Below are 22,509 nucleotides of genomic sequence, written 5' to 3'. Positions count from 1 at the left end.
AGATAGAACCCTGCCCGCCATCTGTCAACGGAACGAACCAATATCGCTAATGTTATGGCTGGTTTTAGCCAGTTCTGGGCGAAAATTTCGCCCTTTCACCCCAAAATCAGGCCTGACTTTTGCCTTTGGAGCCCCTGCAATCTGTTGCAAAACAACGTCTGACGGCTTGCTGCTTGAGAATCTAAAAAAAACAACGTATAATTTCAGTTCAATTTCAATCTGCATGAGCAAGTAGCTCATTTTCGACGCGCCGGTTCAGTACGCCCTGTCTTTTTGGACTTGTCACCTGCACCTGACCGTCAAGAAATCCTCAGGAGGAGGAAATGGTCGATTTTTCCGCGCTTAATCCATTTCGACAAGGGCAATCTGCCCTTCAGGACGCGCGTCAGCAGTTTACAAAACCCGGCACCGAAACCCAGCAGGATGCAGCGCAGACCAATACCAACGCGCGACAGCGGGTCGATCCGGTTGCTCTTTCTGATGATGCGCTGGCCGCGCATAACAATTCGGCACAGTTGGCCCCGGCCAGTGGTAAGGGGCTTTCAACCAAGCCGCTGACCACCGACGAGCTGTTTGAACGCGCACTCGACGTATCGCTTGAGCTTGTCCGCGGCAGCGTCGAAGAAATGTTTCAGCTTTCGGGTATGACCGAAGACGACGCCATTGCCGCCACCGATGCCATGTTTAACGGCATTCGCGATGCGGCAAAAGGCGAAGACCAATTTGAATTTTCCTTTGATCAAGCCATCGCAAGCCATAGCCGTACAGCAATTTCATACGCCGGTGCCAATGGTTCGGCCGTTGGTACGTCCGAGTCTGCGATGATGGCAGTGCAGTCGCTTGATATCAGCATCAATAACGAAACCGGCGAGTTTTCGTTTAACTATCAGGCCTCCAAGATTGAAGTCGTCCGCACCGAAGCCATTGCCATTGGCAACAGCATGGGGGCAGCTCTTGGCGCCCTTGGTGCGGTGATGGATGGTCTTGGCGGTGGTTCGCTGGTCGATGTCCTTGGCAATCCAGCCAATGCCGAAAATGGCGGACTTCTGTTTGACATGTCAGATAACGGCGTTGCTGATTTTATCCGCGAGCTGATGAACGCAACTGTCGGCACGGATGGCAATGGTCAAGACAGTGAAAACGCTGATGGGACTTCCGGCGAAGCGGCGTCTGGTCAGGCACTGGCAGCCGAACGCATGGCCGCACTCAACGCGCAGATCACCGAACAGTTCATGGAACAGGCAACCCTGATTGTCCGTGGCATTAACCAGTCCGCACCAGACGATGGTACGGGTAAGCCGCAGCTTAACCTGACGGTTGATATGTTGATGCCGATGGGCCGTTTTGGTCAGGACGATAATGGTGCGACCTTCTCGTTCCCGACCGGTGAAACCGTTCCCGTTCTTGATCCAACCCAACAACAAGACGTTCAGGCCTAAAGAACAGGAAGTTCTCAGTTAATCAATCGTTCGGGATGCCGCATATGTCGGCATCCCCAGCCCTTCAGGAAGGAGGCGCTGAATGTTCGAGCACACCACTTTTAACACTCCGTCGACATCGCAAACGGCGACACTGAATGCCGCGGCACAAAGTGCTGTTGGTGCAAACGCGCCAGATATGTCAAATCCAGATATGTCGAACTCGGCAAATGGCGGCAGCAGGAATGATCGGGCGCGTGAACGCGCAATTGCCGATCAAATTGATTTGAGCATCGAGGCCAGCAAGCGCCTCGAAGAAGCCATTTCCACGTTCCGACAGCCCGTATTTCAGGTCGAGACAAACCCACTTGATGCGTTTAACGCCTTAAAACCGGCCTTGAGCGAAGCACAAACACGCCTGAACCGTGATGCATTTATCGTTCTTGCCATGATGGGCATCCCACCCGAAAAGGCCCGCGAAATTGCCAATGCCATGACCGGCGGGTCGCTCGAAGATGTTGCTCTTTCGGGCGCGAATGGATCGGGGGCAACCATCACTGCCAAGGAACTTGCCCTAAATGTTTCGGGCAGTACTACCCAGATTGATGTCAGCGCGTTTCGTGTTATGACGCAAAGAATCGAGATTGATCTCACACAAATTGAAAGCCGGTTTTCAAGCATTGGCAGCAAAGCCAATATTTCTATTTCCGAATTCCGTGCACAGATTGATCTCATCCGTATCGACATCGCACAGGCTTTTCAGCAAGACCCACTTATCCTTGATCTTGACGGCAATGGCATCGACATCACCAGTCTGCAGGACGGTCGACAGTTTGACATTGATGGCGATGGCAACATTGATCAAACCGCATGGATCCGCCGCAATGACGCACTTCTTGCCCTTGATCGCAATAAAGACGGCAAAATCAATAACGGCACCGAATTGTTTGGTGATCAAAACGGGGCCGCAGACGGCTTTGCCGAACTGGCCAAATTTGATGACAATCAGGACGGAAAGATTGATGCCAATGACGCCGTTTTCAGCGCATTAATTTTGCTGCGCGCCAATGGTGAACAGGCAACCCTGATGGACGAAGGCATCACATCAATTTCACTTTCCATGATCACGCCAATTGATCAGCGCCTTATTGGGGGCGATCTGGTCGCAACGTCGCACTTCACCCGCGATGACGGAAGCATTGCCACCGTTGGCGAAGTTCTTTTTGACGTAAAAGCCTGATACCCCCCTTGGTCACCTCGTCCACTCGTGACACCAGGCGGGTCGACTTAGCCTGTTTGAAATTTCATACAACAGCCGCACGATGCTGCGTTCATCGCCCAAAACGGCTATCTGATTTGGCAGCGACTGGCTAGGCTTGACCTTTCTATAGCCCCCTTCTGCTCCACATAATGAAACGCAAAGATAAGCGTTTCATATTTTGGACAGAATGCTTTGCGAAAAATCGCAGTCGCCACGGGGAAGCCTTGTGCAATAAAGCCTTATGTGATTTACCCGTGGGGAGAGGCGATGGGGGTATCCCCCCTTTGAAATCAAAGTCTGGAGAAACTATGCTGCGCAGAACCCTTTTTGCCGCGTCACTGGCATCCGTTATTTTTGCTTCCCCTGTCATGGCACAGGACGCTGCACCGGCCGAAGATCCGGTCCTTGCGACTGTCAATGGTGAGGACATCCTGGAATCTGAAGTTCGCGCGACCCAGGCGGGTCTGCCGCAACAGTATCAACAGCTTCCGTTTGAAATGCTTAAACCGACACTCGTTGATCGTGAAATCAATCAGCGTTTGCTGATGATCGCAGGCCGTGATGCCGGTCTTGCCGATGACGAAGAAGTCAAAGCCCGCGTTGATGCACTTGAACGCCGTGTCATCGCCGAAACGTTCCTTGATCGTGAAATCGCAAAATCGGCAAGCGAAGACGCTATCAAAGAACAATACGAAGAATTCCTGAAAACCAACGAGCCGGAACCGCAGGTTCACGCCCGTCACATCCTGCTTGAGAACGAAGAAGACGCCAAAGCCATCATCACCGAACTTGATGACGGTGCGGATTTCGCCGAACTCGCCAAGGAAAAATCGACCGGCCCATCCGGCCCGAACGGCGGTGATCTTGGTTTCTTTGGCAGTGCCGACATGGTCGCACCATTTGCCGAAGCAGCCTTTGCCATGGAGCCAGGCACCTACAGCAAAGAACCGGTTCAGACCCAGTTTGGCTGGCATGTGATCATGGTTGAAGAGAAAAAAGAAGGCACCCAGCCGTCGCTTGAAGAAGTTCGTCAGCAGATGGTTGGTGAACTGACCCGCAAGGCAATTGATGATCTTGTTGAAAACCTGCGTGCGGATGCAGACATCGTCAACAATGCTCCGATGCCAACCGAAGGCGATGCGCCAGCAAAAGAAACCAAAGAATAAACTGATACGGGCTTTGCCCATCAGGTTTCTGATGCAAACAGGTTCCAAACGGGGCGAGGCACGTTGCTTCGCCCCGTTTTTTTTTTCAAGATAACGTCCTGTTCTGTCGCTTGCTTTTCGCCACCATTGCGGCAGGATGGACAGATGTCTCTTTGACCAACGCCATTTGAAGGAAATGATACAAATGGGTGCGACTTCAGTTTCTCCGCTTGCCCCCGCGGCCTTTCCCGAACTGCCGGCCATTGCCGGTGTCAAACTGCACACCGCAACGCTTGGTATTCGTTACAAAGGCCGGCCGGATGTGTTGCTGGCAGAACTTGATCCGGGCACGCAGGTTGCCGCAGTGTTCACCACATCGACCACCGCATCAGCAGCAGTACGTTGGGGTCGCGAAGCCCTTAAGGGTGGCACCGCACGGGCATTTTTTGTCAACGCGGGCAATTCTGTTGCCTTTACCGGCAAGGCTGGCGAGAAATTTGTCGCAGACAAGGTCGAAACTGCGTCAAAAGCACTGGGGTGTGACAAAGCGGAAATCTTTACCGCGTCAACCGGTGTAATTGGCGAACCAACCACGGCCAACCGCATCACCGATGCCATGGGCGACTTGCTTGCCAATGATGCCAGTTGGCTTGATGCTGCCAAGGCCATCATGACGACTGACACCTTCCCAAAGGGCGCCTCGGCAACGACAACGATCAACGGCACATCGGTTTCGATTTCCGGCTTTGCCAAGGGATCGGGGATGATCGAACCAAACATGGCGACCATGCTTGGTTTCATTTTCACCGATGCCGCCATCCCGCATGCGGTTCTTCAGGCGATTTTGGCCGATTGCAACAACCGCAGCTTCAATGCCATCACGGTTGATAGCGACACATCAACATCCGATACGGTCCTTCTGGCCGCAACCGGCAAGGCGGGTAACGATGCCGTTTCAGGAATAGATGACCCGGCATTGACCGAGTTTAAAGACGCCCTTGAAGGCGTGCTGCGTGATCTTGCCCATCAGATCGTGCGCGACGGCGAAGGTGCGACCAAATTCATCACGGTAAATGTCACCGGTGCGGTCAGCGAAAAAGAAGCTAAGATTGCCGCCAAGGCGATTGCAAATTCGCCGCTGGTCAAAACTGCGATTGCCGGTGAAGACGCCAACTGGGGTCGTATTGTCATGGCGGTTGGGAAATGCGGTGTCACTGCTGATCCCAACAAACTGACCATTTCAATTGGCGGCATTGCCCTGGCCAAAAATGGCGAGCGCGTCGAAGATTACGATGAAACCCCGGTTGAGGCGCATATCAAGGGTCAGTACATCGATATCGTTGCCGATCTTGGGTTTGGTGATGGGGCGGCCACCGTCTGGACCTGTGACCTGACGCATGGTTATATTTCGATCAATGCTGATTACCGTAGCTGATCATCTTAACTGATCACTGGCCACGACCAACCACACAAACAAAATGCCGCCTTTGACAGGCGGCATTTTTCGTTTTGCGCTGGATCGATCAGAGGTGTGATCATCTGCGTCCGGGAATATTGCCGTTCAGAACCAAACCAACATTTGCCCCTTCAAGTTCAACGTCGCTTAAGTCTGTATCGCCAAAGGCAACCCCGGCAACGTTTGCCTTTGTCAGGTTGGAACCCTTCATTTGTGCTTCATCGAAAACCGAGTTCCGCAAATCGGCCTGTTCAAAATTCGTGTTTGTTAAGTCCGCGCGCCACATCGTACCTGTCTTGGCACCTTTTTTGTCGCGCTGATCAATCCCGCCGAACTTCACCCCTTGAAAAATGGCTTCGCTGCAATCGGAATTGGCCATTCGAACGCCATCCATCACAGCCCCATTCATACGGACTTTCTTCATGTCCGCGTCGCGCATGGAGCACATTGCAAGGATGGTATCGACGAACAATGCCCCGCGCAGGATACATTTATCAAAGCAGGCACCCGACAGGTCCAAACCGGAAAAATCAAGCCCGGTCAAATCCCGCCCAACCGCAATCATGGGCGCACCGTTTTTCCCGTCTGATAGCAGCCACTCGCTATGGCCATTTACCAGATCGCGAATATCGTCCACCAGTGGTGCTGACGACGTTCCACCACCGATTGAATTTGATGTATTGGATTGGGACAGGTCGACATTCGTCATGTCAACGTTGCGAAGGTTGGCCCCACTTAAATCCGCACCGACCAGATTACATTCCGCAAGTTTTGCCCCCTTAAGGTTCGCATTGCGTAGCTTTGCCCCATTGAGGTTACAGCCGGTTAAATCGGCACCTTCGAGGTTCACAGCAAACATATTCGCATCACTAAGGTCGGTCTTTGAAAGGCTCGCCCCTGACATTCTGGCACCGGTCAGGTTAGCCCCCCACATCATCGCCCCTTCAAGATCGGCACTGGTCATGTCAGCGGCCTTACTGACCGGGCGTTCCTGCGAACCTTCGACAATCACCATAATGCCTGCCCGCAGATCAATGCCGCTCAGATTGGCGTAGCGCAGCTTGGCGCGCGCCATGTTCGCACCGCGCAGATCAGCCCGCTGGAAACTCGACCCTTCAAGATCGGCCTCGACAAAGTTGGCGCCAAACAGATCACAAAAATCAAAACAGACTTTATGGGCAGTCGCTTGAATGAAATTCGCACCGGGTAGAATGGCGTCCTGAAGGCTGATTTTGCTCATTTTTATGCGCGACAGATTGGCACTGCGCATTTGCATGCGCCGCCCACCTGGCTTTTGATTGAGATACAGTTGATGCATTTTGATGGCATCAATCAGATCCGAACGCGAATCCATCTTGCAAATATTCCCCGACCACTAAATTACCATTTTTGAATTAAGCAGACAGAATGCAACAGTTTCGCGGTAACGCAATGCTTTTAACGCCTTGCAAAACCGTAATATTCCTTTGATGTCAGAGATTCGTTTTTAATCGGGCATCGCATGACACCCCGAAAGCCAGCAATAGCAAGGCACTGCCAGAGACCTATTCAGGGATGGTTCCCGTCAGGATTGCACCGATATTTGCACCGCTTAAATCAACATCGCCAAGATCAGTATCACCAAAAGAAACACCCGAAATATTGGCGTTCTTCAAGCTGGCACCTTTCATCTTCGGTGCATCGAAAACAGCATTGCGCATATCGGCTTTTGAGAAATCGGTACCGCTTAGGTCCGCACGCCAAACCGAACCGGTTTTTTTACCCTGACCATCAAGCTGCGCGACACCGCCAAACTTGGCGCCCTGAAAAACAGATTTGGCGCAAACTGCGTTTGACAGTCGAATGCCGTTCAAAATCGATCCGTTCAGCCGTGCACGTGATAAATCTGTATTGCGCATTGATGACATCGCAAGAATCGTATCAACGAACAACGCGTTGCGCAAAATACAGTCATCAAAGCAGGCCGCCGATAAATCCAGTCCGGAAAAATCCATTTCGGTCAGATCACGTCCGGTTGCATTCAAAGGCGTTCCGGTCTGTCCGTTGCTAGCCAGCCATTCGCTATGGCCATTGACCAATTCTCGAATATCATCGGGCAAGGGGGTAACGGCTTTGCTGCCAATGGAATTGGCGATATTGGCCTGTGAAAGGTCAACACCGGCCAAATCGACATTACGCAGGTTCGCCCCCGTCAAATCGGTGCCAACCAGAAGGCTGTCCTTAAGCCGTGCACCTTTGAGGTTGGCATTTTTAAGCTTCGCCCCCGACAGGTTACACCCGGTCAAATCCGCACCCGCAAGATTGACCGCAAACATGTTGGCGTCGCTCAGGTCTGCATCGACCAAGCGTGATCCCGACATGTTGCTTTCGGCAAAATTCGCCCCCGAAAGCATCGACCCTTCCATGTCCGCGTTGGCTAGATCGGTGGCGCGTTTGACTTTTCTTTCGCGCCCGCCGTCAACCACCACCATCACACCGGATCGAAGGTCAGCCCCCTTAAGGTTGGCATTGCGCAATTTGGCGCGCGCCATGTTCGCACCGCGCAAATCAGCCCGGACAAAGCTTGACCCTTCAAGGTCGGCTTCGACAAAGTTGGTGCCAAACAAATCACAAAAATCAAAACAGACGTCGCGGATGGTTGCCTGAATAAAATTCGCGCCTGGCAAAACGGCATCTTCAAGACTGATTTTGCTCATCTTGATGCGTGACAGGTTGCCATTGCGCAACTGCATGCGACGGCCCCCAGGCTGCTTCGTCACATAGAGTTGGTGCTTCTTAATGCCATCAATTAATTCTGCGCGTGATGTCATTTATTGGGCCGAATCCCCGGTCATTTAACAGTCGTATTCTACGTTAATTAGAATATTCTTTAAGTCTAGTCCTACTCGCGCATCAACAGTCTTACAAAATCTGACATTTACATAAAATATCGCGTATTTATAAATATTTAGCCGCCATATCATATACAAACGCGTAGGGCGGCAGCACCTTTGACAGCGCGACTATAGGCACAGCAGTCTCATAAACACGATATCGTTGCCACCACCCTATTTTACAGTGGTCCGTATTGGCGCGATTCGCAATAATCCCAAAGTCGCGGGTTCCCCAAGCCGTCTTGTCATACGTCTGATCAAGGACCATCTGCAAAAGATAGCTTTCTCCAAAATTGCAGCGCAGGGTCAATGCATCACATTCTGTTTGTCGACGACGACGCCAACGTTTTGCAGGGGCTCCGACGGCGCCTGACGTCTGTCCGGCCAGACTGGGAACTTCATTTCGCTCTTCGCGGTGCCGAGGCACTGGCCATGGCAAAAGATCAATCCTTTGATGTCATTGTCACAGACATTCAAATGCCGGAAATGGACGGGGTGACCCTGCTCGAAGAAATGCAGAAAATCCAGCCCGATGCCATGCGGATCATTCTGACCGGCCATGCCAGCAACGATTCCTATTTGCGCACTATTGGTCCGGCCCATCAGTTTCTGAGCAAACCCTGTAACAACCAGACCCTGATTGATAGCATCGAAAACGCCCTTGGCCTGCGCCAGCGGCTGCAAAGCCCGGAAATGCGCACATTGGTGGCAAATTCGAAAAGTCTGGCATCGCCGCCTGATACCTATCTTCAGCTTCAGACCTTGTTCGAGGACCCGAACTATTCACTCGACAGCCTGTGCGAGATTGTCGAGTCTGACATTGCCCTGACCGCCGAAGTCCTGAAACTGACCAATTCATCCTATTTTGCCATCACGCAAAAAGTGTCTTCGGTGTCCCATGCCGTGCGGATGCTGGGGCTGGAAACGCTTAAGGCGCTTGCGCTATTTGTTGGCATGTATCGGGGGTTTGACGGACCAAACAGCCAGATTACAAACCTCAAACGCCTATGCCATCGAAGCCAGCAAATCGGCGTCACCGCGGCCCTGATTGCCGAATATGAAAAACTGCCGCGCGAAGTGTGCCATGCCGTCCCATCAATCGGCATGCTGAGCCATATCGGTACCCTGATCCTCTATGCCAATCGCCCCGATGAAATGAAGCTGGTGACCGACCGGGTTGAACAGGAAAACATCCCGATTGAAAAGTCCGAAGAAGAACAGTTTGGTGCAGGGCATCCTGAAATCGGGGCATATCTTTTGGGGTTATGGGGGTTTCCTGCCCCGGTCATTCAGGCAGTTGCCTATCACCACCGCCCGATGGACTTGCCTCATAAGGAAATGAATGCAGTTACCGCAATCTATGTCGCGCAACATTTGACCCGCGAGATCGCCATTATTGATGCCGGGGGTGCGGTCGAAAGCGACATTGATTTGACCTATCTCGAACAGATCGGAAAAGCGTCACGTATCGAGGAATGGACCAGCATCGCGCGGATCGTCTCGGGAAAATACAAGCAACTGACCAACGATTAAGCCGCACGCGATCAACAAACGCCCAAGACCAACTGTGGTTAACGTGGCCCGAACAAAATGATCCCGGCCCCCAACAGGCAGACTACCATCCCGGTGATATCCCATCGGTCGGGCACGGCCCGCTCAACAGTCCAAAGCCAGAAAACAGATGCGGCAATATAGACCCCGCCATAGGCGGCATAAGCCCGCCCGGCAAAGGCCACATCAACACGGGTGAGCAACCAAGCAAAGATAATCAGCGACGCAATCCCCGGAATCACCCAAAGAACCGACTTGCCCGATTTCAGCCACGCCCAAAAGGCAAAGCATCCGGCAATTTCGGCAAGTGCTGCTGCGATATAAGCCGCAACGGTCTGCATCACGCCCCCTTTGGCTCAGTTCCTAAAATGCTGGGTGCAGGTCACCGGCATATTTTCCGGCCCAGTTGGTCAGAACCGGTGTCAGATATTTTTTTAGCGTTTCGGCCTTGGCATCATCAATCACGCCATGCTGACGCAGGATCGCGCCCATTGCGACCTCGGCACCGCGTTGCGTGCCATCATCGATTTTAAGTGCCACACCAAGTCCCTGTTTTGGGAAGGCGGCACAATAAACGCCCTCGGCTCCGACCTTGACCAGTGCGTCTTCACCGCATTCTTCCATGATCCCGGTACAGAAACGACCGGTCCCGGCCACCATAAACGGTGCTGCGGCACAGCCCTTACGGATGCGTTTGATCGCCTCAATGCGTTTGGCGTCCAGCCCCGATGGATCGGCCATCCGCGCCATGGCCAGACCAAGGTCACGCAACCGCATGCCAATCACCGGAATGCCACAGCCATCAATGCCGCGTGGAGTCGCAGACAAGTCGCAATCCCCCATCTCCTCAAGCACCTTGATCAGGCGTTGCTGAACCGGATGAGACTCGTTGATATAGCCTGCCGGGGTATCGCCCAGATGCTGGGCCGTCGTCAAGAACCCGGAATGTTTCCCCGAACAGTTGTTATGCGCCTTGGTCAAGGTGACCTGATCACCAGCTTGTTTGATCCCGGCGGGTGGATGGATAGAATAATGCGGCGCACATTCAAGCGTTTCGACCGACAACCCGATATGTTCAAGCCATGCCTTAACCGTAGTAGCGTGTTCTTCCTCGCCATTATGCGATGAACAGGCCAGCGCAATATGCTTGTCCTCAAGCTTGAACGCGTCCGCCGCCCCGCTTTCGACCAAGGGGATCGCCAGCAATGGTTTGATTGCGGAACGTGGATACATCAGCGCGTCAATATCGCCGCCCTCGGCCACCACCGTGCCATCGGCCTTCATCACGACATATCTCCCGCGATGGAAACTTTCGACCATCGATCCACGGGTGGCTTCGACAAGGATCGGGTTGGCTGCGTGCGACATCATTGTGCTCCGGCATTGGTGGGACAGGATCAGAACGTCATCTTCCTATGCCCAAACCCGCCCCCAAAAGCAAGCACAGCACACCATGCACGCCAAACTTGGCCAATGCGGTCAAATGGCCTTTGGCAAGGGGATTGCTGTGTGATTCTTATATTCTTTGAGCACCAAACTGGATTGCACATCGCGCACATTGGGCATTGAAAGCAACTGATGAGTGACAAAATCACCAAAACTTTCGATGTTGCTGGCCACCGCAACCAGCAGGAAATCCTGCCGCCCGGTCATAGCCCAGCAGGACAGGATTTCTGGAAGATCATTCATCGCATGGGCAAAATCCTCTGCCCCGGCTTCGGTGTGGCGTTGCAGGCGTACCTGAATGGTCGCCAGAACGCCAAGCCCGACCTTTTTGCGGTCCAACAGCGCCACCTGTCGGCGGATTACCCCGGATGCTTCAAGCTGTTTGACCCGTCGCAAGCACGGGGACGGCGACATGCCGACCTTTTCGGCAAGTGCGACATTGCTGATCCCGGCCTCATTTTGCAGAATCTGCAAAATACGGATATCAGTCACGCTTAAGCTCAGGTCGGTCATTATGCACCTTACATTATTAACTTTCGGTCACTTTCATTCAATCATAGCGCAAAATGGCATTTTATTCGCCAGAAAATGACATGGATTTTGATGTAAAATATCCGCTGTAAATTGGCATCAAAACCCGAAAGAGGACCAGCCATGACTCAGGGAAACGATCTGCGAGGCGATTACAGCCACATCGAAGATGACTATACCATTGCGCAAGACTGGCAAGCGTATCGCGAGGCTGAACATGACCTATGGCGTAAGCTTTATGCCCGTCAATCGGCCATTCTGCCCGGCTATGCCGCCGATGATTACATTGCCAATTTGTCAAAGCTGGATGCGGCCGACGGCATCCCGCATTTTGGCCGGGTCAGTGAACAGCTTTTTGCCGCAACCGGCTGGCAACTGGTTGCGGTTCCGGGGCTTGTGCCGGATGAGGTGTTTTTCGATCACCTTGCCAGTCGCCGCTTTCCGGTGACTGTCTGGCTGCGCACGCCAGAAGAAATGGATTATCTGGTCGAACCCGACATTTTCCATGATTTCTTTGGTCATGTGCCAATGCTCTATGACCCGGTCTTTGCCGATTATCTTGCTGCTTACGGTGCCAAGGGGCCGGAAGCCATTGCCACAGGCGGGCTTAAAAACCTTGCGCGGATGTACTGGTACATGGTCGAGTTTGGCTTGATCATGACCGATCATGGCTTGCGGGCCTATGGGGCAGGCATGTTGTCATCGCAAACCGAAACTATTTACTCGGTCACAGACCCGACGCCAAACCGGGTGGGCTTTGATCTTGAACGGGTGATGGCGACCGATTACGCAATTGATGATTTCCAGAAAACCTATTTCGTTCTGGACAGTTATGATCAGTTGTTTGATGCGATGAAAACGCCCCTCGCCCCGATCTATGAGCGATTGGTCAGCACACCGTCGATCAATCCAGAAACCACCTTATCAACGGATCGGCTGTATCACGTTCATGGTGATTCAAATCGCACCATCGAACTTGGCAGAGCCCGCCAGATGCAACAACGCCCTGCGTAACAGGCAGGGCGCGTTCGCGTCATGAGATCTGAATTGGCAAGGGTGTTAACAGGTGCTGATGGCTTTGCCGAGCACGCGGTTAAGCTGTTCAAGCACCACGGTCGGGCTGGCATCCTTGCTGATGAAGTCGGCCGCACCCAGCGCATCTGCCTGTGCGCGGGTATCGGAATCATAATGCGCGGAAAAGAAGAAGACCGGTACATTGGTCGCATTGGGATACCGGCGGCGGATTTCACAAAATGCTTCAAATCCGCTCATGCCGGGCATTTCGATATCCAGAATGATGGCGCGCGGATAAAGCCCGTCAAGCTGATCAATCAGATCATCGGCACAGTCAAAACTTGCCACGTCATATCCGGCACGGCGCAGCACCGTTTCAAGGGCTGCTTTGGCACTGGGACTGTCGTCGGCAAAGGCAACAAGCCCGTCAGGACTGGCTTGCGACGGCATGGCGCTGAGCGCGTTCATGGATGGCGATACTCCGAGAATTGGGACAAGCACAAATTGACAGATGAAAATGTCAAATTGGTTAAACCGCCCAAATATTTGCGCCTGCGTGCCCTATCTTTTCCATGTTCAGGCCAAAGTATAATGCAGACCGATGGCACGCGATCTGTTTGCTGCTGACCTTTTGGCACAAAAAGCAGCCGGAATTCCGCGACTTGACGCTACGGAACGAAGATCATTCGGCTTCCCCCTCCTTCTAAATAGGTATTTCCATGCCTATTTACGGAATTAAAGCCAGATGCTATAAACCGCCATGTCGCAACGACGATATGGCAATATGGTCGGGAATCCGGGCAACCGGTACGATTATGTGAATGCGGTTTGACCCTAGTATCATTAATTCGGAAACGTTCCGACCGGGAGAAAGCATGACAGACCCGCTTAAGCTGGCATCCGAATTTCCGTCTGCTGATTATGCAGCTTGGCGCACCCTCGCCGAGGAAGCCCTTAAAGGGGCGTCGTTCGAGAAAAAGCTCGTCACCAAAACACTCGACGGCTTTGCCCTTCAGCCGCTTTATACCAAGGGCGATCAGGATGCCGACACCCGTCTGATACACGACGTGCTCAGCGCGTCGGTAGAACCACGCGAAACAGTCGCCGGCTGGGACATTCGTCAACTTCATACGCATCCCGACCCCATCGTCACAAATGCCGCGATCCTCGACGACCTTGAAAATGGTGCGACATCCATCTTGCTTAAGCTTGATGCGGCCGCACGCAAGGGACGCGAAATCAGTTCGGGCGAGGTCGGCGTGGATGGCATTGCCATTCATTGTCTGGCCGATCTTGAATGCGCATTAAGCGACGTCTACACCAACCTTGCGACCATCGCACTTGATGGCGGGGCCGCCGCCATTCCAGCTGCGGCCATGTTGGCCGCCCGCATGACCGATGAAGATGGTGCGAGTGAAGCCGCCCCGGCCTTTAACATTGACCCCATCGGAACGCTTGCCAGCACCGGAACCCTGCCCTGCTCCACCGATGACGCATTACGCCAAACCGCAAACATCACTGCCGAACTGATTGATCTGTTCCCGATGGGCACGGCAATTTCGGTCAATGGCGCGCCCTATTACAATGCCGGTGCCACCGATGGTCAGGAACTTGCCTGTTTGCTGGCATCTGGTGTCGCCTATTTACGCGCGCTGACCGATACCGGCATGGCGGTGGATCAGGCCGCCGGTGCGATGGCGTTTAACGTCGCCATTGGCACGGATTTCTTTGCCGGGATTGCCAAGCTGCGCGCCTTGCGCCTGATGTGGACCCGCATTCTGGCCGCGTCTGGTGCCGAAGATGCATCAATTTCGATCAATGCCGTCTCGGCCGAAATGGCGATGAGTAAGGTCGATCCGTGGGTCAATATGCTGCGCACCACGGTGACAAGCTTTGCCGCGGGTCTGGGCGGGGCCGATAGTGTCGTCTGCCTGCCATACGATCATTTAATCGGCCTACCCGATGGGTTTACCCGACGTATTGCACGCAACACGCAATTAATCCTGCAAGAAGAAAGCAACGTTCACCGCGTGATTGATCCGGCGGGGGGCGCATGGTTTATCGAAAACATGACCCGCGATCTTGCCAAGGCCGCATGGGCCAAGTTCCAGTCGCTTGAAGCATCCGGTGGCATTGTCGCTGCCCTTGCCAACGGCAGTTTGAAAAAAGACATTGAAGCCGTTTGGCACACGCGTGAAGAACGCGTCGCAAACCGGCGCGATCCGCTGACCGGTGTTTCGGAATTCCCCAATATCTCTGAGACCAAAGTCACCTGCGATGCGCCCGACCTCGATGCCATTCAAACCAATGGCAAGGCCCGCCAAACCAAATACACCGAAACGGTTGGTGCGACACTTTCCAGTTTGATGGAAGCCGCACGTAAAGGTGCAACCATCGGCCATATGTATACCGATCTTTATGGCACCAGTGCCGCGACGACGGTTCCGGCCCTGACCCCGCATCGTTTGTCCGAACCGTATGAGACATTGCGCAAACGTGCGGATGGCTACAAGACCAAAACAGGCACCTTCCCGCAAATCTTTCTGGCCAATCTGGGCAAGGTTGCCCAGCACACTGCGCGCGCGATGTTTGCCCGGAACTTCTTTGAAGCCGGGGGGATTGAGGCGATCACCAATACCGGCTTTGCCGATGCCAAGTCAGTTGCAAAGGCCTTCACCGCATCGGGTGCCAAAATCGCGGTGATTTGTGGGTCTGACCCGCAATATGGCGATATGGCCGCCGATGTTGCCCGTACCCTTAAGACTGCCGGGGCATCACTGGTCTATCTTGCCGGTCATCCGGGCGATGCGCGGGCCGGATATGAGGCCGCGGGTATTGATGACTTTATTTACGTCGGCACTGACGTTCCTGATATCTGCCGAACGGCAATGGATCATTTATCTGGCGCACGGGGAGATAAATAATCATGACCCGCATTCCTGATTTCTCCGACCTTCCGCTATTTGACGGCGCAACGGCCGCGGCCAAAGACCCGTTTGAGGCAACGTCCTGGACCACGCCCGAAGGCATCGACGTCAAACCGACCTATGGCCCGTCTGATCTGGACGGTCTTGATCACCTTGATACCATGCCGGGCATGCCGCCGTTTTTGCGCGGGCCTTACCCCACCATGTATGTCCAGCGCCCCTGGACCATTCGCCAATATGCCGGGTTCTCGACCGCCGAAGAATCCAACGCGTTTTATCGCCGTAACCTTGCCGCCGGACAAAAGGGCCTGTCGATTGCCTTCGACCTTGCCACCCACCGCGGCTATGACAGCGACCATCCCCGTGTTGCCGGGGATGTCGGCATGGCCGGTGTGGCGATTGACAGCATCTATGACATGCGCACCCTTTTTGATGGCATTCCGCTTGATGAGATGTCGGTATCGATGACCATGAACGGTGCGGTTTTGCCGATCATGGCGCTTTATATTGCGGCGGCCGAAGAACAGGGCGTTGCGCGCGAAAAGCTTTCGGGCACCATTCAGAACGACATCCTCAAAGAATTCATGGTGCGCAACACCTATATCTATCCGCCCAAACCCTCGATGCGGATCATTTCGGACATCTTTTCGTTTACGTCGCAAAACATGCCGAAATTCAATTCAATCTCGATTTCGGGCTATCACATGCAGGAAGCCGGGGCGACCGCCGACCTTGAACTGGCCTATACCCTGGCCGATGGCATTGAATATGCCCGTGCGGGGCAAGCGGCAGGACTTCCGATTGATAAATTTGCGCCGCGTTTATCGTTCTTCTGGGCGACAGGCATGAATTTCTTTATGGAAATTGCCAAAATGCGGGCGGCGCGCATGATCTGGGCCAAGATGATCAAACAGTTTGATCCACAAAACCCAAAATCACTGTCGCTGCGCACCCACAGCCAGACATCCGGCTGGTCGCTTACCGCACAGGATGTGTTTAACAATGTCATCCGCACCTGCGTCGAGGCCATGGCATCAACCCAAGGCCACACCCAGTCGCTGCATACCAATGCCCTTGACGAAGCCTTGGCTCTGCCGACCGATTTCTCGGCACGGATTGCACGTAATACGCAGCTGTTTTTGCAACAGGAAAGCGGCACCACCAATGCCATAGATCCATGGGGTGGATCCTATTATGTCGAACGCCTGACCCGCGATTTGGCCGAAAAGGCATGGGCCCATATTGCCGAGGTCGAAGAACAGGGCGGCATGGCCAAGGCGATTGAGGCCGGCATTCCCAAAATGCGCATCGAAGAAGCCGCCGCACGCACACAGGCCCGCATCGATAGTGGTCGTCAGACCCTTGTCGGGGTTAATAAATACCGCGTTACTGATGACCGCCCGGTCGATGTGCTTCAGGTCGATAACGCTGAAGTCCGCCGTCAGCAGATTGCCAAGCTTGAACGTCTGCGGGCAGAACGTGACGATGGCGCGGTAAAAAGTGCGCTGACGGCGCTGACAAATGCCGCCGACAGTGGCGAAGGCAACCTTCTTGAACTTGCCGTTCAGGCCGCACGCGCCAAATGCACAGTCGGCGAGATTTCCGATGCGCTTGAAAAGGTTTATGGCCGTCATCAGGCGGTTATTCGCTCTATCGCAGGTGTCTATAAAACCGAAGTCGGTGCGGATAACGAGGCCCTTGCCAAGGTAGATCGCCTGATCAAAGTATTTGAGGAAAACGAAGGTCGCCGTCCGCGTATCCTGATCGCCAAAATGGGCCAGGACGGGCATGACCGGGGTCAAAAAGTCATTGCCACCGCCTTTGCCGATCTTGGCTTTGATGTCGATATCGGCCCGCTGTTCCAAACACCCGAAGAAGCCGCAAAACAGGCGGTCGAAAACGATGTTCATATTGTCGGTGCCAGCTCGCTTGCCGCAGGTCACCTGACACTGGTGCCGCAACTTCGTGCGGAACTTGATAAACTGGGTCGTGAAGACATCATGATTGTCGCGGGGGGCGTCATCCCGCCACAAGATTTCGACAAACTGTTCGAAGCCGGGGCCGAGGCGATCTTCCCACCAGGAACGGTGATTGCCGAAGCGGCATCCGACCTGCTAGAAAAGTTAAATCAAGCGGGCGACGAAGAGGCCGCATAGCAGTACAGTTACAAGGACAGGCGGTGAAAGAAACTCTGCGCACCATACCGGCGGGTTCGGGCGGCACTGTCAGCCCGCGCAAGGCTGTGCGCCGACGTGTTTTGACGACCGACCAGATTGTCGAAGGTGTGCTTGGCGGCAATCGCACGATTTTATCACGTGCCATCACGCTGGTCGAAAGCCGCAATGCCAAACATTTTGATCAGGCACAGGCCGTTCTGGCCCAACTGATGCCCCAAACAGGCGGGTCGCAGCGCATTGGCATTACCGGCGTTCCGGGTGTTGGCAAATCCACCTTTATCGAGGCCTTTGGCAAAAACCTGACCAAGACGGGCAAAAAAGTTGCCGTGCTTGCGGTTGACCCCACCAGCGCGCGGACCGGCGGGTCGATTCTGGGTGATAAGACCCGGATGAACGAACTGTCGATTGATCCAAACGCCTATATCCGCCCATCGCCCAGCAGCGGCTATTTGGGCGGGGTCAATCGCATGACCCGTGAAACCATTTTACTGTGCGAGGCCGCCGGGTTTGACGTGGTGCTGGTTGAAACCGTGGGTGCCGGACAAAGCGAAACCATGGTCGCCCAAATGACCGACTTTTTCCTTGTCCTCATGCTGCCCGGTGCGGGGGATGAGCTTCAGGGCATAAAAAAAGGTGTGCTTGAAATCGCCGATTTGATCGCGGTCAACAAGGCGGACGCCGATCCGGCAAAGGCGCGTGAAGCCAAACGTGAATATTCATCGGCCCTTCGCATCCTTCAACCAACCAGCAAACACTGGCGTCCACAATCGGTGATGGTATCAAGCCTGATCAATGACGGGCTTGATACCATCTGGGATCTGATCAATCAGCATCGGGTTGTGATGGACAAGGAAGGCGAATTTTCCGCCAAACGGGCCCGTCAACAACGCGATTGGATGTGGAGCATGCTGCGCGATCGCTTACTGGAAACCTTTACCAAGCGTGATGATGTCGCCGACCGGCTTAAAACGCTTGAGACCGATGTGCTTTCGGGCACCACCAACCCGACCGCCGCGGTCGAGGAAATGCTGGGCCTGATAAAACATCCAAAACACAATCAATAATTGTTTCCAGTGACTTCCGGTCTGCCTGCCGTATAGAACAATTGGGAATTCTTTAAATTATTATTTTGTGGACGAGGGACTGCTGCAAATGAACAAGAAGGTTTACGTCCTCGGCGGCTATGGCCTCATCGGTTCTGCGTGTATTCACAGACTTGTTTCTGCAGGCTTCGACGTAACGGGCGTCGGGCGATCCTTAGAAAAAGGAAGACGCAGCAACGATCAGGTCAAATGGCATGCGGTCGATATCGGGACAGCCTCCGCCGCCGAATGGAAAGAACGACTAAGGGATGCGGATATTATCGTCAATGCTGCTGGCGCACTTCAGGATGGTGCGCGTGACGATCTCAATGCGATCCATGTGAATTCGATTGAGAACATCACTCAAGCACTTGCAGGCACTGCCGTGACTTTCATTCAAGTATCAGCCGCCGGAGCAAGCGAACAGGCATCCACCGAGTTTATGAGAAGCAAAGCACGTGGCGACAACGTTCTGATGAACAGCCAACTAAACTGGCACGTTCTTCGCCCGACCCTTGTCATAAGTCGCGATGCGTATGGCGGAACAGCACTTCTACGAGCTGCGGCTGCATTTCCTTTGGTGAACATCCAGATATTTCCAGATGCGCAAATACAAACCGTATCGATTGACGACCTCACTCGCGCAATTACAAAGGCCGCAACTGGGTTACTTCCACAGAACACAATCGCAGATATTACAGAAGAAGAAAGCCAAGGCTTTGACGAACTTAAAATGGAGTTTCGAAGCTGGTTAGGCCTTAAGCCATGGTGCGTAACTCTCCCAGCCCCGTCCTGGTCAATCAAACTTATTGGCCTAATTGCTGATATGTTTGGCCAACTAGGATGGCGTTCCCCGTTGCGAACGACTGCTCTAGAGACACTCAAGAGTGGTATCTGCGGCAACGCTCAAACTTGGAAAATGACAGGCAACCAAAATTGCCGATCCATGAAGGAAACGATGGCGTCCATGCCCGCAACAATCCAAGAACGCTGGTTTGCAAAATTATACTTGGGGCTTCCACTTGCCATTACCGTTCTCGCAATTTTCTGGCTCGCCAGTGGCATTATCGGAATCGTGTCGTTTCCAACAGCGCAGGACGTATTAACAAAGCGAGGCATAAGCGATGACCTGGCACAACTTCTCATACTTTCAGGAATCATCGCTGACATCACATTGGGAGCAGCTGTTCTCGTTCGCAAATTATCTCGGCTTGCTTGTATTGGCATGATCACAATATCTGCAGCATACATCATAGCCAGCTTGCTCACCGCACCGGACTTATGGCTTGATCCGCTTGGCCCGATGATCAAAGTGATCCCTTCAATCGTACTTACAGTGTTCACTATTTCTATTCTTGAAGAACGATGACATACGAAATCCTCCTTTACTCTCATATCATTGGAGCCTGCGTACTTCTCGGAACGGGCGCAGGAATCGCATTTTTCTTCGTTATATCAAACCATTGGGGAAATACGGAGATGATTGCACATGTCAGTAGAATTGTCGTCTTGGCAGATACCGTGTTCACAGCAACTGCCGCTGCAATACAACCAATTACGGGTTACTTTCTCGCGCGTGAGGTCGGTTGGCCTCTGACCGAGCCATGGTTAATGGCATCAATCGGATTATACATCGTCGTTGGAGCATTTTGGTTGCCGGTGGTCTGGATACAAATCCGGTTGCGTGACATTGCAAATAAAGCAGCTTTAGCAAACAGCAATTTGCCTGAAACCTATCACCGGCTTTACCGCGTTTGGCTGGTGTTCGGTTTTCCAGCTTTTCTCTCTGTCTTGCTGATAGTCTGGTTGATGCTAACAAAACCAAGCTTCGAATAGAGGCCTTCGGCAACGACCTCTATTAGTCCACGATTATGCTACTGACTGTCTTTTTCCGCTTCAAGTTTCGCTTTCAAAACTTGAAGCTTTTCGACCGCCTCGTCAATTTCATGATCAAGATGGGCAAAGCTTTCGCGTTCGTCACCCGGCATAGCTTCGATCTCGTTGAGGGCTTTTTCAACAATATACAGCATTTCGGCTACCTCCTGCTGTGACGTGAAAAGTTTCATCCCATGAACGCGGGCGCGGGATGGAGGGTTCCATATAAACTTCGCTTATTGCTCGGACAAAGACGTCATATGGCACCCCGGCACACGTTCATGGCACGAAACCGGTATCAAAGCATTTCGTCAGGAAGCTGTCTGTTCGAGACGATCTTTGAGAACCTGAAGGCTCTCGGCGGTTGATTTTAGCACGATTTCAAGGCCAGACAGTTTCTCGCGGGCTTCGCGCGAAACAGCTTCAACTTCATCGAACGCACTTTCAAAAATATACAGCATGCTTTGTTACTCCTACCCGATACATATTGTCGGGCGTTTCATTATTGTTTTTGATGCTGTGAATGTATCCCCCGAATTCGCTGGAAAGGTGTCAGCAATACGCTTTTTCCGCCTTAATTCACTAATATGCGCCTCGCACGAGCAATGCTGGTCTGTGATTTTTCAACGGCATCAATCCCCGGTTTATGATAAAAGCCGCCAACTGATTTTATGAGACAGGATGACATCACAATGACGCAGCTGGTGCTTGCACCAATGGAAGGACTTGTTGATTGGCGCGTTCGGCAATTGCTGAGTGCGACCGGCGGGTTCGACCTGTGTGTCACCGAATTTATCCGGGTTTCGCAAAACCTGTTTCCCGCACACGTGTTTCATCGCTATTGCCCGGAATTGCTCAATGGCGGCAAAACCCTTTCAGGGGTGCCTGTTCTGGTCCAACTGATGGGACATGACCCGGAATTGATGGGTGAGAATGCGGCCTTTGCCACAACCCTTGGCGCACCGGGCATTGATATCAATTTCGGCTGCCCATCCAAAACCGTCAACAAGCATGAAGCTGGCGCATCTCTTTTGAAATGCCCGGATAATCTGTATCGGATCGTGTCGGCCGTGCGCCGCGCAGTTCCCGATCACATCCCGGTCAGTGCAAAGGTCCGGCTTGGCTATGCCGACAAGGAACTGTTCCTTGATAATGCGCGTGCGGTCGAGGCCGCCGGAGCACAACATCTGACGGTCCATGCACGCACCAAGCTTGAAGGATATAAACCGCCGGCCCATTGGGAATATCTGGCCCGTATCCGCGAGGCCATTTCAATCGGCATGACTGGCAATGGTGAAATTTGGGACGTCGCAGATTACGAAAAATGCCGGGATGTATCGGGCTGTGACAGCTTCATGATTGGCCGGGGCGCCATTGCTGCCCCCGACCTTGCCAAGCGCATCAAGGCATTTGAAAACGGCACGCAACGGCCCAAGGAATGCTGGGCCGATGTTTTGGCGATGCTGCTGTCTTATTGCGATCTGATGGATAAAGACGGATCAACGGAAAACCATCAGGCCGGACGCATCAAACAATGGATGGCCCTTATTCGCAAAAGCCACACACAGGGTGCTGCCTGTTTTGATGAAATCAAACGTATCCGCGCCATCGATGCATTGCGTGCCAAATTGCAGCACGACATGACCCTGCCGGAACATCAGCAACAGGACGTTGCGATTGCCGCCGAGTAAGCCGGTCACGATTTCTGACACCAATGCGACAAACGCGAACGGGGTGGTTCATTGAACCACCC

21 protein-coding genes are annotated in these 22,509 nt (G+C 53.2%); 12 read left to right on the top strand and 9 right to left on the bottom strand.

Features of this window, described 5'->3' with window-relative positions:
- Positions 1–24 precede the first annotated feature (24 nt).
- Positions 25–240 (bottom strand): hypothetical protein, encoded by a 216-nt coding sequence (locus K355_RS0104405; RefSeq protein WP_147250363.1) that lies wholly within the window; start codon positions 238–240, stop codon positions 25–27.
- Positions 241–323: 83 nt separating this feature from the next.
- On the opposite strand from K355_RS0104405, the gene K355_RS0104400 reads away from it, so the two are divergent.
- From K355_RS0104400 to argJ, 4 genes are all read left to right on the top strand, one after another.
- Positions 324–1,439, top strand: a complete 1,116-nt coding sequence (locus K355_RS0104400) for a hypothetical protein (protein ID WP_022730898.1) — start codon at positions 324–326, stop codon at positions 1,437–1,439.
- Positions 1,440–1,521: 82 nt separating this feature from the next.
- Positions 1,522–2,658 (top strand): hypothetical protein, encoded by a 1,137-nt coding sequence (locus tag K355_RS24965; RefSeq protein WP_022730897.1) that lies wholly within the window; start codon positions 1,522–1,524, stop codon positions 2,656–2,658.
- A gap of 329 nt (positions 2,659–2,987) precedes the next feature.
- On the top strand, positions 2,988–3,845 hold the full coding sequence (locus tag K355_RS23095) for a peptidylprolyl isomerase (RefSeq protein WP_022730896.1): 858 nt from the start codon (positions 2,988–2,990) through the stop codon (positions 3,843–3,845).
- A gap of 184 nt (positions 3,846–4,029) precedes the next feature.
- A complete protein-coding gene (argJ, locus tag K355_RS0104385; RefSeq protein WP_022730895.1) occupies positions 4,030–5,259 on the top strand; it encodes a bifunctional glutamate N-acetyltransferase/amino-acid acetyltransferase ArgJ in 1,230 nt (409 codons plus the stop codon).
- Between the two features lie 100 nt (positions 5,260–5,359).
- Here argJ and K355_RS0104380 read toward each other — a convergent pair whose 3' ends face one another.
- A complete protein-coding gene (locus tag K355_RS0104380) occupies positions 5,360–6,634 on the bottom strand; it encodes a pentapeptide repeat-containing protein (protein ID WP_022730894.1) in 1,275 nt (424 codons plus the stop codon).
- Positions 6,635–6,824: 190 nt separating this feature from the next.
- Complete coding sequence (locus K355_RS0104375) at positions 6,825–8,090, bottom strand: pentapeptide repeat-containing protein (RefSeq protein ID WP_022730893.1); 1,266 nt, start codon at positions 8,088–8,090, stop codon at positions 6,825–6,827.
- 372 nt (positions 8,091–8,462) lie between these two features.
- On the opposite strand from K355_RS0104375, the gene K355_RS0104365 reads away from it, so the two are divergent.
- Complete coding sequence (locus tag K355_RS0104365) at positions 8,463–9,686, top strand: response regulator (RefSeq protein ID WP_022730891.1); 1,224 nt, start codon at positions 8,463–8,465, stop codon at positions 9,684–9,686.
- Between the two features lie 38 nt (positions 9,687–9,724).
- On the opposite strand, the gene K355_RS0104360 is transcribed toward K355_RS0104365, so the two are convergent.
- The 3 genes from K355_RS0104360 to K355_RS0104350 form a co-directional block, all read right to left on the bottom strand.
- Complete coding sequence (locus K355_RS0104360) at positions 9,725–10,045, bottom strand: YnfA family protein (protein WP_022730890.1); 321 nt, start codon at positions 10,043–10,045, stop codon at positions 9,725–9,727.
- Between the two features lie 22 nt (positions 10,046–10,067).
- Entirely contained in the window at positions 10,068–11,072 is a 1,005-nt protein-coding gene (locus K355_RS0104355) for an asparaginase (protein WP_022730889.1), read from the bottom strand.
- A 111-nt stretch (positions 11,073–11,183) separates the two neighbouring features.
- On the bottom strand, positions 11,184–11,663 hold the full coding sequence (locus K355_RS0104350) for an Lrp/AsnC family transcriptional regulator (RefSeq protein ID WP_022730888.1): 480 nt from the start codon (positions 11,661–11,663) through the stop codon (positions 11,184–11,186).
- A 141-nt stretch (positions 11,664–11,804) separates the two neighbouring features.
- Between K355_RS0104350 and phhA the strand changes: the two genes are divergently transcribed.
- Positions 11,805–12,695, top strand: a complete 891-nt coding sequence (gene phhA, locus K355_RS0104345) for a phenylalanine 4-monooxygenase (protein WP_028791320.1) — start codon at positions 11,805–11,807, stop codon at positions 12,693–12,695.
- Between the two features lie 45 nt (positions 12,696–12,740).
- On the opposite strand, the gene K355_RS0104340 is transcribed toward phhA, so the two are convergent.
- Positions 12,741–13,163 (bottom strand): response regulator, encoded by a 423-nt coding sequence (locus K355_RS0104340; protein ID WP_022730884.1) that lies wholly within the window; start codon positions 13,161–13,163, stop codon positions 12,741–12,743.
- Positions 13,164–13,570: 407 nt separating this feature from the next.
- Here K355_RS0104340 and K355_RS0104335 point away from each other — a divergent pair, with 407 nt between their 5' ends.
- From K355_RS0104335 to K355_RS0104315, 5 genes are all read left to right on the top strand, one after another.
- Positions 13,571–15,619 carry a methylmalonyl-CoA mutase family protein gene (locus K355_RS0104335; RefSeq protein ID WP_022730883.1) on the top strand — a complete coding sequence of 683 codons (2,049 nt, stop codon included), beginning with the start codon at positions 13,571–13,573 and terminating at the stop codon, positions 15,617–15,619.
- 2 nt (positions 15,620–15,621) lie between these two features.
- Positions 15,622–17,778, top strand: coding sequence for a methylmalonyl-CoA mutase (gene scpA, locus K355_RS0104330; RefSeq protein ID WP_022730882.1), 2,157 nt, complete (start codon positions 15,622–15,624; stop codon positions 17,776–17,778).
- 23 nt (positions 17,779–17,801) lie between these two features.
- On the top strand, positions 17,802–18,863 hold the full coding sequence (gene meaB / locus K355_RS0104325; RefSeq protein ID WP_022730881.1) for a methylmalonyl Co-A mutase-associated GTPase MeaB: 1,062 nt from the start codon (positions 17,802–17,804) through the stop codon (positions 18,861–18,863).
- Positions 18,864–18,951: 88 nt separating this feature from the next.
- The gene (locus K355_RS0104320; protein WP_022730880.1) at positions 18,952–20,250 is read left to right on the top strand and encodes an SDR family oxidoreductase; all 1,299 of its coding nucleotides are present in this window, start codon (positions 18,952–18,954) and stop codon (positions 20,248–20,250) included.
- Complete coding sequence (locus K355_RS0104315) at positions 20,247–20,717, top strand: DUF2269 family protein (RefSeq protein WP_022730879.1); 471 nt, start codon at positions 20,247–20,249, stop codon at positions 20,715–20,717. The genes K355_RS0104320 and K355_RS0104315 overlap by 4 nt, the downstream gene beginning before the upstream one ends.
- Before the next feature lie 38 nt (positions 20,718–20,755).
- Here K355_RS0104315 and K355_RS25515 read toward each other — a convergent pair whose 3' ends face one another.
- Together K355_RS25515 and K355_RS25510 are read right to left on the bottom strand one after the other, a co-directional pair.
- Positions 20,756–20,911: a hypothetical protein gene (locus K355_RS25515; RefSeq protein WP_022730878.1), complete on the bottom strand. Its 156-nt coding sequence runs from the start codon at positions 20,909–20,911 to the stop codon at positions 20,756–20,758.
- A 156-nt stretch (positions 20,912–21,067) separates the two neighbouring features.
- The gene (locus K355_RS25510; RefSeq protein WP_022730877.1) at positions 21,068–21,217 is read right to left on the bottom strand and encodes a hypothetical protein; all 150 of its coding nucleotides are present in this window, start codon (positions 21,215–21,217) and stop codon (positions 21,068–21,070) included.
- A 231-nt stretch (positions 21,218–21,448) separates the two neighbouring features.
- Here K355_RS25510 and K355_RS0104300 point away from each other — a divergent pair, with 231 nt between their 5' ends.
- Entirely contained in the window at positions 21,449–22,447 is a 999-nt protein-coding gene (locus K355_RS0104300) for a tRNA dihydrouridine synthase (RefSeq protein ID WP_022730876.1), read from the top strand.
- Positions 22,448–22,509: the final 62 nt, after the last annotated feature.

This window comes from Thalassospira lucentensis MCCC 1A00383 = DSM 14000 (assembly GCF_000421265.1).
GTDB classification, from domain to species: Bacteria; Pseudomonadota; Alphaproteobacteria; order Rhodospirillales; family Thalassospiraceae; genus Thalassospira; species Thalassospira lucentensis.
This window is presented reverse-complemented; position numbering and strand designations above follow the sequence as displayed.

Coding starts and splice junctions, on each gene's coding strand:
- K355_RS0104405 (WP_147250363.1), bottom strand. CDS start 240: ATGAGCTACTTGCTCATGCAGATTGAAATTGAACTGAAATTATACGTT.
- K355_RS0104400 (WP_022730898.1), top strand. CDS start 324: ATGGTCGATTTTTCCGCGCTTAATCCATTTCGACAAGGGCAATCTGCC.
- K355_RS24965 (WP_022730897.1), top strand. CDS start 1,522: ATGTTCGAGCACACCACTTTTAACACTCCGTCGACATCGCAAACGGCG.
- K355_RS23095 (WP_022730896.1), top strand. CDS start 2,988: ATGCTGCGCAGAACCCTTTTTGCCGCGTCACTGGCATCCGTTATTTTT.
- argJ (WP_022730895.1), top strand. CDS start 4,030: ATGGGTGCGACTTCAGTTTCTCCGCTTGCCCCCGCGGCCTTTCCCGAA.
- K355_RS0104380 (WP_022730894.1), bottom strand. CDS start 6,634: ATGGATTCGCGTTCGGATCTGATTGATGCCATCAAAATGCATCAACTG.
- K355_RS0104375 (WP_022730893.1), bottom strand. CDS start 8,090: ATGACATCACGCGCAGAATTAATTGATGGCATTAAGAAGCACCAACTC.
- K355_RS0104365 (WP_022730891.1), top strand. CDS start 8,463: ATGCATCACATTCTGTTTGTCGACGACGACGCCAACGTTTTGCAGGGG.
- K355_RS0104360 (WP_022730890.1), bottom strand. CDS start 10,045: ATGCAGACCGTTGCGGCTTATATCGCAGCAGCACTTGCCGAAATTGCC.
- K355_RS0104355 (WP_022730889.1), bottom strand. CDS start 11,072: ATGTCGCACGCAGCCAACCCGATCCTTGTCGAAGCCACCCGTGGATCG.
- K355_RS0104350 (WP_022730888.1), bottom strand. CDS start 11,663: ATGACCGACCTGAGCTTAAGCGTGACTGATATCCGTATTTTGCAGATT.
- phhA (WP_028791320.1), top strand. CDS start 11,805: ATGACTCAGGGAAACGATCTGCGAGGCGATTACAGCCACATCGAAGAT.
- K355_RS0104340 (WP_022730884.1), bottom strand. CDS start 13,163: ATGAACGCGCTCAGCGCCATGCCGTCGCAAGCCAGTCCTGACGGGCTT.
- K355_RS0104335 (WP_022730883.1), top strand. CDS start 13,571: ATGACAGACCCGCTTAAGCTGGCATCCGAATTTCCGTCTGCTGATTAT.
- scpA (WP_022730882.1), top strand. CDS start 15,622: ATGACCCGCATTCCTGATTTCTCCGACCTTCCGCTATTTGACGGCGCA.
- K355_RS0104320 (WP_022730880.1), top strand. CDS start 18,952: ATGAACAAGAAGGTTTACGTCCTCGGCGGCTATGGCCTCATCGGTTCT.
- K355_RS0104315 (WP_022730879.1), top strand. CDS start 20,247: ATGACATACGAAATCCTCCTTTACTCTCATATCATTGGAGCCTGCGTA.
- K355_RS25515 (WP_022730878.1), bottom strand. CDS start 20,911: ATGCTGTATATTGTTGAAAAAGCCCTCAACGAGATCGAAGCTATGCCG.
- K355_RS25510 (WP_022730877.1), bottom strand. CDS start 21,217: ATGCTGTATATTTTTGAAAGTGCGTTCGATGAAGTTGAAGCTGTTTCG.
- K355_RS0104300 (WP_022730876.1), top strand. CDS start 21,449: ATGACGCAGCTGGTGCTTGCACCAATGGAAGGACTTGTTGATTGGCGC.